Here is a 14,385-nt window from a genome sequence, read left to right on the forward strand (position 1 = left end):
CCCGCCGCCGCCACAATAGGGGCACGTTGTCCGACAGACGTGTGTTCATGATGCTTACGCCATAGTCGTCTCTGCCCGTTCGGCACGTTCCGGCACCGCTAGCGGTTGACTACATACCCAAATCTCGTCGTTTTCTACGCGCACCGGCCAGACACGCACGGACAACGTGCTATCGTCCGGGCTTACGCCATCCCTCAGCCTGAAGCGTTTTTTATATAATGGAGAAATCACCACCGCTTCGCCCGCCACATCACCGATCAACCCTCGCGCCAACACATTCGCCCCGCTGCCCGGTTCATGATTCTCCAGCGCGTACACCTGCTGCTCGCTACCCGGCAGATGGAATAGCGCGATTTGCTGTTGCCCAAGGCGTGCTGCCATACCGGCATAACGCGGAATATCCCTCAGCGTCGCCACCCGTACCCATTCCGCTTCATGTGCCGTGGGCTTCAGCGCAACCGGTTCTGGCGATACCGCTTTCTCATGATCCTGTGCCGGGCGAATCTGTCCACGCTCTGGCACCATCACTACCGCTTCATCCGGGCTATCGCTGTTCAGAAAACCGCGGAACAATGCCAGACGTTCCGGGCTTTCCAGTGTGGTATGCCATTCGCACTGGTAAGTTTCCACCACACGCTGCATCTCTTGATCCAATTCTTCGCCAATATGCAGGCTGTCTTCCAGAATCACCTGGCGCAAATAGTCGATACCACCTTCCAGATTATCCATCCAGGTACTGGTACGTTGCAGGCGATCGGCGGTACGGATATAGAACATCAAGACCCGGTCGATGGTACGCAGCAGGGTAGCGGTATCCAGATCGCTGGCGAAGAGATCCGCATGGCGCGGCTTCATGCCGCCATTGCCGCACACGTAGAGATTCCAACCTTTATCTGTGGCAATCACGCCGATATCTTTACTCTGCGCTTCTGCACACTCTCGGGTGCAGCCAGACACCGCCATTTTGATCTTATGCGGCGAACGCAGCCCTTTGTAACGGTGTTCCAGTTGAATCGCCAACCCGGTGGAATCCTGTACGCCGTAGCGGCACCAGGTCGATCCCACGCAGGATTTTACGGTACGCAACGATTTGCCGTAGGCATGGCCGGTTTCGAATCCGGCTTCAATCAGTTCACGCCAGATCGCCGGCAGTTGTTCCAATCGCGCACCGAATAAATCCACCCGCTGGCCGCCAGTGATCTTGGTATATAGGTTGTAGCGTTGCGCCACCTGGCCGATAGCGATCAACCCCGCTGGCGTAATTTCTCCCGCTGGGATGCGCGGTACCACGGAGTACGTGCCATCTTTTTGGATATTGGCAAAGAAACGATCGTTGGTGTCCTGTAATGGCAAATGCTGCGGCTGTAACAGGTAATCATTCCAACAAGAGGCCAGCATCGATCCCACCAGCGGCTTACACACTTCGCAGCCCAGCCCGTGGCCATAACGCTCAAGCAGGCTGTCGAATGAACGGATTTCATGCACGCGGATCAGGTGATATAGCTCCTGACGTGAATAGGCGAAGTGCTCGCAAACATCTTTTTTCACCTCAACGCCCAACTGCGTCAGTTCATATTCCATCACCTGTTTAAGCAGCGGCACACAGCCGCCACAGCCGGTCCCCGCCTTAGTGCAGGTTTTTAGCGCGCCAAGTTCGCTGCAACCGCCTGCCACCGCGGCCGAAATATCGCCTTTGCTGACGTTATGGCAGGAACAGATCTGGGCGCTGGCCGGTAACGCCGCCACGCCCAGTCCTTTCGGCGCATCACCAGAACGCGCCGGTAGAATCAGCCCTTCCGGCTGTGCAGGCAACGGCATCGCGTTGAGCATCATTTGCAACAGCGTGCTGTAATCGCTACTGTCGCCAACCAGCACGGCACCTAACAGCTGCTTACCATCGGCGGAAACCACTATTTTTTTGTAGATTTCGTTCGGGCCGTCCGTCCACTGGTAGCTTTGGCTTCCCGCCGTGCGTCCGTGCGCATCGCCAATTGAGGCCACGTCAACGCCCAGGAGTTTTAGCTTGGTGCTCATGTCTGCGCCGGTAAACGGCGTGTCGCGCTGCGCCAGCGTATCGGCCACGCTACGCGCCATCTGGTAGCCCGGCGCCACAAGGCCAAAAATTTGGCCTTGCCACAACGCGCATTCGCCGATGGCGAAGATCGCCTTATCGGAGGTTTGGCAATGGTCATCAATCACAATGCCGCCGCGGGGCCCCTTCGCTAAATCACAACTATCCGCCAGTTTGTCACGCGGGCGAATCCCGGCGGAAAACAGCACCAAATCGGTTTCCAGTACGCTGCCGTCAGCAAAGCAGAGGCGATGCAACGCCTGCTCGCCGTCGGTAATTTCCCGTGTTTCTTTGCTGACGTGAATCTGTACGCCCAGCGCATCAATCTTGCGTCGCAGCATGGCGGCGCCGCCGTCATCCAACTGTACCGCCATCAGGCGTGGCGCAAACTCCACCACATGGGTCTCCAGCCCCAATTGACGCAGCGCGTTGGCGGCCTCCAGCCCCAGCAAGCCGCCGCCAATCACCACGCCGGATGTCGCTTTTTTCGCCTGTGCCGCAATCGCGTCCAGATCGTCTAACGTGCGATACACCAGACAGCCGGGACGCGTGTTACCGGGAATCGGCGGAACAAACGCATAAGAGCCCGTCGCCAGCACCAGCTTGTCGTAAGCGGTTTCCCTACCCTGCGCATCACACACACACTGGCGTTCGCGATCGATCGCCACGATCTCGCAACCACGGCGCAATTCAATACCGCTCTCGGCGAAAAAGCCCGCTTTTACCAGAGACAGCGAGGCGGCGCTGCGCCCGGAAAAATATTCAGACAGATGGACACGATCGTAAGCCTCATGCCGTTCTTCACCGAAAACCACGATGTGATAATGCTGGTGCAGTTCGCGCTCGACCAATTGTTCAAGAAAATAGTGACCGACCATACCGTGGCCGACAACCACTAAAATAGGTTTACTCATGACAGAAATCCTTACAGCTTCAGACCGTACGTCAGAATCAGGAGAAGAAAGGCCAAACAACGGCAATGATCCAATAACGCATCACAGCAAGTTGTCGCCGCGTCGCGACGAAGCGTGCGCTCGCCATCCCATTGCCAATCACCATCAGATGCGGTTTCATCATCGTTCTCGTCCTGCCATCAGGCGGCTTTAGGCTGTTTTTCATAGAGGAAATGCAATACCTGCTGGCGATACTGGTGGTAACGCGGATCGTCGGCCAGCGCAATGCGTGAACGCGGGCGTTCCAGCGTGACCGTCATGATTTCACCGACCGTCGCCGCCGGGCCGTTGGTCATCATCAGCACACGATCCGACAGCAGCACCGCCTCATCCACATCGTGTGTAATCAGTACAATCGTGGTGTGCAACCGCTGCTGGATCGCCATCACAGCATCCTGGAGGTGCGCGCGCGTCAACGCATCCAACGCGCCGAACGGTTCATCCATTAACAGCACTTTCGGCTTCATCGCCAACGCGCGGGCGATCCCCACACGCTGCTTCATCCCGCCGGAGATTTCATTCGGGCGCTTATGCTGCGCGTGCTCCATGTGTACCAGTTCTAGGTTGTGCATGATCCACTCATGCATTTCGCGTTTGTCCATCTGCCCGCGAAAGACCTGGCGTACCGCCAACGCCACGTTTTCATACGTGGTCAGCCACGGCAGCAGCGAATGGTTCTGAAACACCACGCCGCGCTCTGGCCCCGGCCCGTCGATTTCACGGTTGTCGCACAGCAGGCCGCCGCTGCTCGGCAGCGTCAGACCGGCGATCAGGTTCAATAACGTCGATTTACCGCAGCCGGAATGGCCGATCAGGCTGATCGTCTCACCGGTGTGAATATCAAAATCTACCTGATCCAGCGCCAGAAACTCACCGCTGGCGGTGTTAAAACGCTGGCTCACCTTCTGCACTTGAATAATTGGGGTTGTACGCATCGTCGACTCCTTAGCGATCGTCATAGCTGAAACGGTTAGCAATCCACACCAGCCCCTGCTCCAGCAGCAGACCGATCACACCAATCACCACGATGGCGATGATGATATTTTCCACATTCAGGTTGTTCCATTCGTTCCAAATCCAGAAGCCGATACCAACGCCGCCCGTCAACATTTCCGCTGCCACAATCACCAGCCAGGCAATGCCTATCGACAGCCGTACGCCGGTGAGAATGTTAGGCAACACCGCAGGCAGCAAAATTTTACGCATGATGGCGAATTCAGAGAGTTTCAGTACGCGGGCCACGTTCAGGTAATCCTGCGGAATACGGCGCACGCCTTCGGCGGTATTGAGGATCATTGGCCAGATAGAACAGATAAAAATAGTCCAGGTGGATGCGGGTTCCGCACGTTGGAACAGCAGTAACCCGATAGGCAGCCATGCCAGTGGGCTGACCGGACGCAGCAGCGCAATAATGGGGTTCAGCATATTGGCCAGAAAAGTAAAACGACCAATCAGGAAGCCTGCGGGAATCCCAACCAACGCCGCCAGTCCAAAGCCAATCCCCACGCGTTGCAGCGACGCCAAAACATTCCAACCGATCCCCTGGTCGTTCGGCCCGGCAATATAAAACGGATCGGCAAACAGGCTGAGCGCGGCAAGCCAGGTCGCCCATGGTGTCGGGAAATTGTCGCTGTTGAGCGCGGCGATTTGCCAGACCGCGACCAATAACCCTAGCCCCAGCACCGCGGCAAAAAAGGACTGAAACAGCTTACGCAGCGCCGGGCGATGGGTAAAAGCGGGTACTTTCGCAGGCGTCGCCGGTTTGGTTGGCAGCGACATAATTTCAGCGCCATGCGTGGTTTCCACGGCGTTATCCACCGTCATCGGAATACTGTGTGCCTGGTTTTTCATCATCGACCTCGCCTATTTCTTCACGCTAAAACGGTTGGCATAACCCGCCGGATCGCTGCCATCCCAACGGATACCGTCGATGAGCACGCTGCTGCGCATGTCGCTGCCCGGCAACGGTACATTTCCTACGGTTTCCGCCGCCTGTTTATAGATATCAATTCGATTTACCTGTTTCGCGACGGCCAGATAGTCTGGATCGGCGGTCAGTAAGCCCCAGCGTTTATGCTGTGTGAGGAACCACATCCCGTCGGACAGATAGGGATAGTTGACGGCGCCGTCGTGGTAGAAACGCATCGCGTGGTCGTCTTGCCAGCGTTTTCCCAGACCGTTTTCGTACTGACCGAGCATGCGTCCGACAATCGTTGCTTCTTTGGCATTGATGTAAGCGCGTCCGGCAATCACCCCTGCCGTCTCGCGACGGTTGTCATCTGAAGCATCTATCCAGCGTGAGGCATCGAGGATCGCGGCGGTCAGCGCGCGGGCGCTATGGGGGTTGGCGCTCACCCAGTCGGCTCGTGTTCCCAATACTTTTTCCGGGTGATCCGGCCAAATTTCTTGCGAGGTGGCGGCGGTAAAACCAATTTTTTCGCTGATGGCACGCTGGTTCCACGGTTCACCGACGCAATAACCGACCATGTTGCCAATCTTCATATTCATCACCATCTGCGGCGGCGGCACCACGACGGTGCGAACGTCATTCAGTGGATGAATGCCGGCGGAGGCCAGCCAGTAATAGAGCCACATAGCGTGTGTGCCAGTCGGGAAGGTTTGTGCAAAGGTGTAGGTGCCTGCCGGGCTGGCGGCGATATGTTTTTGTAGTGCAGCGAGATCGGTCACATTGTCTGACCGCAGTTGGTTCGCCAGCGTGATCCCTTGTCCATTTTGACTCAGGGTCATCAGTGACGCCATGTTGCTCTGCGCGCCTGACAGCCCCATTTGCAGGCCGTACAGTTGCCCGTACAGGATGTGGGCGGCATCTAATTCACCTGATACCAGTTTGTCACGTACCGCCGCCCAACTGGCTTCTTTGCTGGGTATGATAGTAATGCCGTATTTTTTATCGAAACCTTTGACGGCTGCCATGACGACGGAAGCGCAGTCCGTGAGCGGAATGAAGCCAACCCGAATTTCCTTTTTCTCCGGCGCGTCAGAACCCGCCGCCCAGGCGCTATTCATCACACCAGACAGCATTAGGCTGCCTCCCAATGCGGCGCTCCCCAAAAGAAATTGACGGCGAGAGACGGTCATGCTCTTTGTTTTGGAATCACTGGTTTTGGAATCACTGGTTTTGGAATCACTCATCAACGACACCTTTGCGTATAAAACGCTTTTTAGAGGGTAAAAAAAACGGCGTCCATAAACCCGTGCTGAATCTGCACGCTTATGGACGCCGTTATCCGATTAACACCTTTCGCACCGCCATTGGCCCGAAACGCATTATCAATGTTAGGTTGTTGCTAGTGAGTTAAAGCAAGGTTTGTGCCAGCTATCACAATTTTACGTATTATCGCGCGGGGTTGTTTAATCGAGAAGTGAACTGAAATTTCGGTAACCACATGTAAATTATGAGGATTATTCCGCGCCAGAGAATATTGCCATTTCTATGCTACGCCATAGCACGCGCCCGATACGGGGCGCTCAATCGTCGCCGCCCCGTGACCCGTGGGTTTTGCGCGAGAAACCACGCCACTCCGTCAGTGACTTCATGATGTCCCCTCTCACAAGACGGCGTCTTGCACCGCTAGCAAGCAGAACACGCACAGTTTGTGTGCATATACCTCTTAAGGGTTATCGATGAAGACATCAGCGACCGACAGCATCGCCGTCGCGATATCAATCAGCTTTTTATTCTGGCTCATCGCCATGCGACGCAGAGTGCTGTAGGCCTCTTCTTCACTTAATCCGCGGATTTGCATCAGCAACCCTTTGGCACGATCGATCTGTTTTCTTTCATTCAACGTGGCACGTAACGCCGTGAGTTCATGATCCAACGCCTGCAAGCGCCGAGATTGTTGCTGTACCAGTGATAACAGCGAGCGCCCCAACTGTGGACTGACACCGTCGCTATGCAGCCAGCCGGGCTGCGTATGTTGACCTTCTACATCATGACCGGCGATAAATACCGAATAACCGGGGTCAGTATTCTCCTGCTGCGCCATCAGTTCTTCGAGATCGGCGCGCTGATCGCTGCATGCCTTTTCCGCCGCCGCGATGCGGGTACGGCAGTGCTGCATCAGTGCTTGCTCCAACGCGTCCTCTATTTGTTTCATTTCATCGATGCGGCGCGTGGCAATCGAAAACCAATGCAGGCTATCGGCTTCAGACAATTTTTCCAGCGGACTGCGCGTACATATTATGCGGCGCAGGCGTTCGAACTCGCTATCTACCGCAATAACCTGCCAACGTTGCTGATTTTCCTCATCGCTAAAATTCCAAAAAGTGTCGAAACAGCGCTCCTGCCGTTCGATTAAATCCAGCAACTTTTGCCGGATTTCCTCATCGACACTCCCCGTGGCATAGGCCGCTGCGCCAATAGCACGTTCCTGCCCCGCCAGTTCTTTACCCTGCATAAAACTGAACATGGCAATCAGCGCACGGGAGATCTCCGGATCGGCCGCCGTATCCGAGACTTCAAACACCAGCGCCAGCAGGTTACGGATGATGTCATTGAAAAATGTCATCGCTTGCGGTTGAGGCAGCCTGCGCTGACGGATCTGCAGGCGTAACGCAGGCAGGAGGCCCAAGGCATAAACGACACTAGCCACGCGGCTAAACAGACGGCTTGCCTGCGGTAATTCCGCCGTCATTTTTTCTAACTCCAGCAGATGCGCCATCAAATGCGCTTGCGCCGCCTGCACATCATTTTCACGTAGCGCCAATTCGTCGGTGAAAAATCGCCCCTTAGAACAAAGAAAGAGGTTGGACGTTCCTCGTTCACGCTGTAATAAATGCACAAGCTGGCTGATTTTCCCTACTAACTCGCCATTTTGTAACAGATAGCGCAGGCTGTTGAGCTCACACTGACGCGAAGCCAGTAAAAAGCGAATGGTCGTTGAAGGCTCCGCCGTCATAGCATCTCTCCTGAAAAAATCACACGCGTAAATATGCAATTAGCGCGCCAGCGACAGGCAGTAGCAACCGTTTTCGTTAATCTTGCCAACTTTTGTGGCAGACGAAATCGGCAGAGATCGCTAGAATGCGGGCATTGCGTACTGACCTACACCGCCTTTCAACTTAAAATCAGACGATGATATGACCTTAGGTAAACAGGATAAGACACCGTGGTGGCGCCAGGGGAAAACCCCGGATTACCGCTTTTCATTAGCGAATGAGCGTACCTTTCTGGCATGGATTCGCACCGCGCTGGCGTTTCTCGCGGGCGCAGTGGGTATCGACCAATTTACCGTACACCTCGATCCGCTGCTGCGTCAGGGGCTGGCTCTGCTACTGGTCGTTTGTGCGGCGCTGCTTGGCAGTCTGGCCTATCGTCGCTGGGTCAGTAATGAGAAAGCCATGCGCCAGGAAAGCGATATGCCATACACGCTAATGCTGCCGATCGTGACGCTATTCATCACGCTGATTGCCCTCGCGCTCGCCGCCATGATCCTGATCGGGTAGCCCATGGCGACGACTCGCGACCCAGGGTTACAGCCCCAGCGCACCGGTATGGCCTGGTCGCGTACATTGTTTGTGATGCTTATCAATAGCCTATTATGTTTTCGTCTGGCAATCGCAGACGACAGCCGTGTCGTTTTTGTCATCGCCAGTCTACTGTTAGGCGTTTGCGCCTTGATGTCGGTGCTGGCGGTGTTACGCTATCGCTTTGATGCCGATAGCCAGTTGGTGCTATCACGCTTTAGCCACGGGCTGATCGTGCTCACATCAGCGTCAACGGCGATCGCCGCACTGGTGCTACTGCTACATTTCAGCGGCGTGGCGTGATACGCAATGTGCTAAGGGAGACGGTGAAGCGCAAAGACGCTTCACCGATGAGGCGGATTATTCGATCGCACTTTCCGGGAATAGAAAGGGATTAATGCTACTGCGAGAAAAACCTTCTTCTTCCATTTTCACATCCAGCACCAGCGAAGCCAGATCGTCGGCGACAGCTTCCACTCGGTGATCTTTTTCCTGATATAACAGCTTCAGGTAGGTGCCGCAATAACCGCAACTTTCCGCTTTAATGGCGGCATTTTCACTATCCAGCGACCAATAATTAAGATCGTTTGAGGCTTCACAGTTACTGCACTTTATCCGCACCATATGCCATTCGCTCTCACACAGGTTACAGTGTAAGTAACGTAGCCCGCTGGACGACCCTAACTGCACCACGCCTGACACCGGAATGCTGCCACACACCGGGCAGAATTGACGATGTTCGCCGGGAATGGCGCGCGCCTTACCCGGCAACAGGCTAGCCATTTGCGCCCAAAACAGTGATAGCGCCGCCCAGATGAAGGGGGCTTTATCATTGCTTTCAGCATGAAATTCATGTTGCAGCAATGCCGTCGCCTGTTCTTCCAGTTCCTGCTCCGAGGTTTTTTCCAGGTTCTCCAGCGTAGAGAAAACCTGCCCGCTGGCTCCCGGTTTCAATTCTTCGATCAGCGCTCGCAGTAACGTGAGCCAATGCGCATCACGCGGGAACACCGCGATATCGAGCGGCGGGCGTTCGCCGGACTGGGCCAGCACGTGACTAAGATCACGCTGTAACGGATGATCGTGTAATACCTTCTGCTGGGCCTCCACCACGCCTGCGGCGAAGGTGAGATAATCCCCCAGCGGGTGATTTTCAGCCAACTGGCGCAGACGCTCCGCGCGACTGCTGTACAGACTTTTTAGATTGGCGAAAAGCAGTGGGGGAATATGTCCTTCCGACGCCCGTTTTTCATTCTGGGCTAACTGTTCCTGAGGAACAATGCGAATACTCATCAGGGATTTTCCTGTTATTTATGGTGTCTCGGCGATAAGAGGCGGGAAAGCGTTGAGGCAGAGAGAAACGGCCTCAACCGCTAAACTATCTCTCAGGATCGCATGAAACATCGCAAAAATAAACGCATTAACATGGGTATTTAGCTACGTTAGATGCGGTCGTTGGGTCGAATTCACAGCCTATTTCGCCGCGTAACGTTGTACAAAATCCAGTAGAATTTTACGCGCCCAAACCGGCTCTTGCGGGATGGTCATCATCTGTTCGACATCGTAACCGTCCTGTCGCAGCGCCGTTGCATTATGGCGCAGGCACGCGCACATGATGTTAGCGTTGAATTCAGGATGGAATTGTACGGTCAGAACCTTGTCGCTATAACGGATAATCTGGCAACCGTCCATCTGTGAGCTTGCCAGCACCTGCGCGCCTTCGGGCGCTTCCAACACAGATTGTTGATGCGTCAGGTAAGCGCCGAACTGCGGTGGAAAATCACGCAATAAGGGATCTTGCGCCGCGGCGTCATTCGTTGTCACCACCTGAACACCGACTTCCTTGCCGTTCGGGTTATCACCCACTTTACCACCCAGCGCATCGGCCAGCAGTTGATGTCCATAACAGACGCCCAATAGCGGGACATCCGCGTGGAATGCTTCTCGCAGCCAACCTGCGGTGTATTCACTCCACTCCAGCCGATCGGTAACCATCGACCATGAGCCGGTGATAATCACCGCCGCTACCGCGTCAAATGGCGGTAACGGTTCACCCAGATCGGGGCGCACTACCTGCACTGGCTGCGTTTTTCCCTGGCCCTGTACCGCATCGCAAAACCATTCCCCTTGTTGCCCCACCTGCGCGGCAATCCCTTGCGGCGGTTGCCCCAACTGAATCACCAACAATACCTTTTCGCTCATTGTCCTGTTCACCCGTATTGGAGAATTGCTTTGTATAGAAAACGTCCCGACGTAAAGGCCACAACATACGGCATCCGCCATCACAACGAACATAGCACTCACGTAGTACGCCGCCTGGCCAACCTACATGCGAGGAAGTAAAAGGCCACCGTAATAACCGATGGCCTTTACGCCTACAATGTCAACGGCAATACCGCAATGTCAATAGCACTGCCGCGCTTTTACTATCACGGTAGCCGATAGGCAATCACATAATCACCGCGATCCGGTGAGTTACGTGCGCCACCGGCTGAGATAACAACATATTGTTTACCATCGATCGGCGACTTATAGCTGATAGGCGTACCTTGGCTTCCTACTGGCAAACGGGCTTTCCATACCTCCTTGCCGGTCGAACTATCAAAAGCGCGCAGATAGTAATCCTGCGTCGAGGCGATAAACACCAAACCGCCCTGTGTAGCAAGCGTACCACCAATGGTTGGCATACCAATCGGGATCGGCAACCCCATCTTGATGCCGAATGGCCCGGTATCCTTCACCGTACCGACCGGCACCTGCCAGACAATTTTCTGCGTTGTTAAATCTACCGCGGTCAACGTGCCGTAAGGGGGTTTCTGACAAGGGATTTCGATTGGCGACATAAAACGCACTTTGGCGTTAACCGAGTAAGGCGTGCCGTCCAGCGGCACCGGGCGATTGATACTGGCAGCTTCGTTGCCATCACTTTTTTTACCCCGATCTGCCGCTGACGTCGGGACAAGTTGCACCTCTAGCCCTACGCGCATGTCGTTCACGAATAGATAGTTGTTTACCGGATCGGTAGATAGCCCGCCCCAGTTCATGCCCCCTAAAGAGCCCGGCAGATTAAGTGACGGATCGTGGCCCGGCGGCGTAAATAACCCGTTGTAGCGTTTCGACTTGAAGTGGATACGGCATAGCAGTTGGTCGAATGGCGTCGCCCCCCACATATCCGATTCTTTCAGGACATCGGCGCCGATTTGCGGCATACCAACGGAAACCGGTTGTGTCGGCGAATACACCTCGTCGGGAATCTCCCCCTGATCAACCTTCCTTTCTTCAACTTTCGTCAATGGCTTGCCGGTTGCACGATCGAGAACGAACAGTTGCCCGGCCTTAGTGCCGAACACTAACGCAGGAACACTTTTGCCATCTGCGCTGGGGAAATTAACGAACGAAGGCTGCATCGGTACATCAAAATCCCATAGATCATTGTGAACCGTCTGATAAACCCACTTGACTCGCCCCGTTGAAGCATCCACGGCGACCATTGACGCGCCAAATTCACGATCCAGGCTGCTGCGTTTGACGCCCCATAAATCGATAGCGGCGCTTCCCGTTGGCATAAATACCGTATTTGACTGCGGATCGTAGGACATGGGCGCCCAGACGTTAGGCGTGGAGCGCGTATAATCCTGACCCGGCGCGGGTTCTGTTGTGTCCTGCGGGTGACCGGGATCGAACGCCCAGCGTAGCTTACCGGTAATCACATCAAACCCGCGCACGACACCGCCCGGCATATCGAGGCTGACATTATCCGCCACTCTACCGCCGATAACGATGGTCGTACCCGCCAGCGTTGGCGCTGAGGTCGGATAATATTCGCCAGTGTCTCCCCCTTTACCCATGTGCGCACTGAGATCGACCCGACCATTGGTGCCGAAATCCGGACAAAACGCGCCGGTGTCCGCATCCACCGCGATCAGTTCCGGCGTCACGCTATTCATCAGAATACGGCGCTGACAAACCGCGCCTGCCGCTACTGAGACGGGTTTGACGGGCGTTGAACCCGGCAACTCCGGCTGCACCAGCGGCTGTGTGACGTCAAAATAGGCTAGCCCCCGGCAGCGCATCCACTTTTTCTGATGGGCGCCGATTTCCGTTTTCCATAGCTGTTTGCCGCTCGTCGCATCCACGGCAATGATGTTGTTATGCGGGGTACAAAGAAATAGCCGATTGCCCACCTGCAACGGCGTCTCCTGATCCTCGGCCCCCCCACCCCCCGGGCTTACTGGCACATCACCGGTACGATATGTCCATGCGACCTGGAGATCTTTCACGTTATCACGCGTGATCTGATCTAACGCCACGAAGCGCGATCCGCCTGACGTGTTGCCATAGTGAGCCCAGTTCCGCTGCTCTTCTCCGGGTTTAACCGGGACTAACGGCAGTTGAGCACCGGAAAAAGGCACTGGCTCATGAGGAACAAACATCCCACCTACTGTAGCAACAAAGGCCAGCGCCAATGCCCCCGCCGCCCCCCCTGCGACACGCCAACCGGGTTGTTCGCCTGCGCGATTACGCAATAACGGTAGTGACAACGCGACCAGTATGGCAATCCCTGCCAGCGTGAGCAAACGTGACACCAGCGGCCAGAAATCAAGCCCCACATCCCATAATGCCCACACGGCGGTTCCCAATAAGACGGCCGCATACACATAAGCGCCTACGACGCTTTTACGCCAAATCAGAACACCGGATACCAGCAAGGCTATGCCGGATATCAGAAAATAGGGACTCCCTCCCAAATTCATCAGTTTGATACCAAAATAGACGAAAAAAACGCCTATCCCCGTGATGATTAAGCCCAAGATCAACAGCCACAAACGCTGCAATCTGGACGCAAGTGGTTTTGCCATAGAAAATTCCATCAATATGAGCACACCTTTTCCTTACATCATCGACCCTATATCTGACACATGATGAGGAAAAGGAGGCATTACGTGAGTACGTTAAAAAAAAGAGTGAGGATTGATAAACCAGATAAATATTCGGGATATATCACTCTCTTCCCATTACATAGCGTAGATGCTTTTTAATAGGTCACCATCATATTGCATTTTATTAATAAAAAAACAAACTTTTCATAACATGAATGCGGCAAGGATGTCGGTTCTCGCAACCAACGATCCGTGCAGAAAGAAAGGGAGAATGGAGAATAAGAAATTTCTTCTGGTGATAATAAACAATGAAAAATATAAACAACCGTGATCTTATAGCGAAACAAAATCGCGGCTGTTAGTCTCTTCAGGTTGAAGGCTGCTGTCGATAAGCCAGTGAGAAAATATCGTAGAAATCAACTTCGCCTTTGGTCTGCTGAATTTTCTCTATCCCCGCTTTCACCGCGGGCGGCACCTGCGCATTGCGTAGCAACTGATCCAGCGTGTCCTGCGATACGTGACGGATCGTAAACCACTCGCCGTTATAACATACGCGTAAATCCAAGGCATCGATGTCTTCAAAGTGGTAGGTCGGGTTAATATCGGCCGAGAGCGCCAGCGTCATCACCAGCAGAAAAACGGTAAAACCGATCAGATACGGTAAACCAAAATAAGGGGCATAGAAGAGAATAAACGCCACCGGCAGGTAGCTCACCAGCATCGCAGCAAATAAATAGGGATGGGACCGCATGAATTTACGGCTAAAACGTATTTTATTGTCGCGTTTTTCTTCTCGGTTAATGCGTTCGATTTCTTCGGTCAGAAGGCGTTTTACTTCGTCCATTATCATCATCCTGCGTAGGAATACCACTCTGCTGACGCCAATTAGACCATAGACGGATAAGAGATAACAGATGCCGTTTTCGGCTGATTATCGCCGTTTTAAATGCCGGGGCAGGGAACCCCGGCAACCGTAACGCACGGTGTGGCAGGG

General features: G+C 54.4%; 11 protein-coding genes and 1 pseudogene. 2 read left to right on the plus strand and 10 right to left on the minus strand.

All coding sequences use genetic code 11. The features are described 5' to 3' along the window. Positions 1 to 54: 54 nt before the first annotated feature. From nirB to RFN81_RS11690, 6 genes and pseudogenes are all read right to left on the minus strand, one after another. Positions 55 to 3,045: pseudogene (nirB, locus tag RFN81_RS11665) on the minus strand (nitrite reductase large subunit NirB); the annotation flags it as partial. Beyond that, positions 3,023 to 3,148 (minus strand): hypothetical protein, encoded by a 126-nt coding sequence (locus RFN81_RS11670; protein ID WP_264496011.1) that lies wholly within the window; start codon positions 3,146 to 3,148, stop codon positions 3,023 to 3,025. The pseudogene nirB and the gene RFN81_RS11670, both read right to left, overlap by 23 nt. A 16-nt stretch (positions 3,149 to 3,164) precedes the next feature. After that, the gene (locus RFN81_RS11675; RefSeq protein ID WP_264496012.1) at positions 3,165 to 3,959 is read right to left on the minus strand and encodes an ABC transporter ATP-binding protein; all 795 of its coding nucleotides are present in this window, start codon (positions 3,957 to 3,959) and stop codon (positions 3,165 to 3,167) included. Positions 3,960 to 3,969: 10 nt separating this feature from the next. Next, positions 3,970 to 4,875 (minus strand): nitrate ABC transporter permease, encoded by a 906-nt coding sequence (ntrB, locus tag RFN81_RS11680; RefSeq protein WP_264498949.1) that lies wholly within the window; start codon positions 4,873 to 4,875, stop codon positions 3,970 to 3,972. Positions 4,876 to 4,887: 12 nt separating this feature from the next. Then, positions 4,888 to 6,177, minus strand: coding sequence for a CmpA/NrtA family ABC transporter substrate-binding protein (locus tag RFN81_RS11685; RefSeq protein ID WP_264496013.1), 1,290 nt, complete (start codon positions 6,175 to 6,177; stop codon positions 4,888 to 4,890). A gap of 479 nt (positions 6,178 to 6,656) precedes the next feature. Then, positions 6,657 to 7,946, minus strand: a complete 1,290-nt coding sequence (locus tag RFN81_RS11690; RefSeq protein ID WP_264496014.1) for a nitrate regulatory protein — start codon at positions 7,944 to 7,946, stop codon at positions 6,657 to 6,659. A 181-nt stretch (positions 7,947 to 8,127) separates the two neighbouring features. On the opposite strand from RFN81_RS11690, the gene RFN81_RS11695 reads away from it, so the two are divergent. Together RFN81_RS11695 and RFN81_RS11700 are read left to right on the plus strand one after the other, a co-directional pair. Then, entirely contained in the window at positions 8,128 to 8,493 is a 366-nt protein-coding gene (locus RFN81_RS11695) for a YidH family protein (RefSeq protein WP_264496015.1), read from the plus strand. Positions 8,494 to 8,496: 3 nt separating this feature from the next. Continuing rightward, positions 8,497 to 8,817 (plus strand): DUF202 domain-containing protein, encoded by a 321-nt coding sequence (locus RFN81_RS11700; RefSeq protein ID WP_264496016.1) that lies wholly within the window; start codon positions 8,497 to 8,499, stop codon positions 8,815 to 8,817. A 57-nt stretch (positions 8,818 to 8,874) separates the two neighbouring features. Here the strand turns inward: RFN81_RS11700 and fdhE are convergent, their stop codons facing one another. The 4 genes from fdhE to RFN81_RS11720 all read right to left on the minus strand — a co-directional run bounded on the left by fdhE (position 8,875) and on the right by RFN81_RS11720 (position 14,235). Next, entirely contained in the window at positions 8,875 to 9,804 is a 930-nt protein-coding gene (fdhE, locus tag RFN81_RS11705; protein WP_264496017.1) for a formate dehydrogenase accessory protein FdhE, read from the minus strand. Positions 9,805 to 9,984: 180 nt separating this feature from the next. After that, positions 9,985 to 10,713: a glutamine amidotransferase gene (locus tag RFN81_RS11710; protein WP_264496018.1), complete on the minus strand. Its 729-nt coding sequence runs from the start codon at positions 10,711 to 10,713 to the stop codon at positions 9,985 to 9,987. Positions 10,714 to 10,940: 227 nt separating this feature from the next. Further along, complete coding sequence (locus tag RFN81_RS11715; protein ID WP_264496019.1) at positions 10,941 to 13,370, minus strand: membrane-bound PQQ-dependent dehydrogenase, glucose/quinate/shikimate family; 2,430 nt, start codon at positions 13,368 to 13,370, stop codon at positions 10,941 to 10,943. Between the two features lie 388 nt (positions 13,371 to 13,758). After that, positions 13,759 to 14,235, minus strand: coding sequence for a YlaC family protein (locus RFN81_RS11720; RefSeq protein WP_319800178.1), 477 nt, complete (start codon positions 14,233 to 14,235; stop codon positions 13,759 to 13,761). Positions 14,236 to 14,385 lie beyond the last annotated feature (150 nt).

Source organism: Pectobacterium cacticida (assembly GCF_036885195.1).
In the GTDB taxonomy this organism is placed as follows: Bacteria; Pseudomonadota; Gammaproteobacteria; order Enterobacterales; family Enterobacteriaceae; genus Pectobacterium; species Pectobacterium cacticida.

What these genes read in the sequence shown, in the direction of transcription:
- RFN81_RS11710 (WP_264496018.1), bottom strand. Translation starts at nt 10,713, where the DNA reads ATGAGCGAAAAGGTATTGTTGGTGATTCAGTTGGGGCAACCGCCGCAA.
- RFN81_RS11695 (WP_264496015.1), top strand. Translation starts at nt 8,128, where the DNA reads ATGACCTTAGGTAAACAGGATAAGACACCGTGGTGGCGCCAGGGGAAA.
- RFN81_RS11675 (WP_264496012.1), bottom strand. Translation starts at nt 3,959, where the DNA reads ATGCGTACAACCCCAATTATTCAAGTGCAGAAGGTGAGCCAGCGTTTT.
- RFN81_RS11685 (WP_264496013.1), bottom strand. Translation starts at nt 6,177, where the DNA reads ATGAGTGATTCCAAAACCAGTGATTCCAAAACCAGTGATTCCAAAACA.
- RFN81_RS11700 (WP_264496016.1), top strand. Translation starts at nt 8,497, where the DNA reads ATGGCGACGACTCGCGACCCAGGGTTACAGCCCCAGCGCACCGGTATG.
- RFN81_RS11670 (WP_264496011.1), bottom strand. Translation starts at nt 3,148, where the DNA reads ATGATGAAACCGCATCTGATGGTGATTGGCAATGGGATGGCGAGCGCA.
- RFN81_RS11720 (WP_319800178.1), bottom strand. Translation starts at nt 14,235, where the DNA reads ATGGACGAAGTAAAACGCCTTCTGACCGAAGAAATCGAACGCATTAAC.
- RFN81_RS11690 (WP_264496014.1), bottom strand. Translation starts at nt 7,946, where the DNA reads ATGACGGCGGAGCCTTCAACGACCATTCGCTTTTTACTGGCTTCGCGT.
- fdhE (WP_264496017.1), bottom strand. Translation starts at nt 9,804, where the DNA reads ATGAGTATTCGCATTGTTCCTCAGGAACAGTTAGCCCAGAATGAAAAA.
- ntrB (WP_264498949.1), bottom strand. Translation starts at nt 4,875, where the DNA reads ATGAAAAACCAGGCACACAGTATTCCGATGACGGTGGATAACGCCGTG.
- RFN81_RS11715 (WP_264496019.1), bottom strand. Translation starts at nt 13,370, where the DNA reads ATGGCAAAACCACTTGCGTCCAGATTGCAGCGTTTGTGGCTGTTGATC.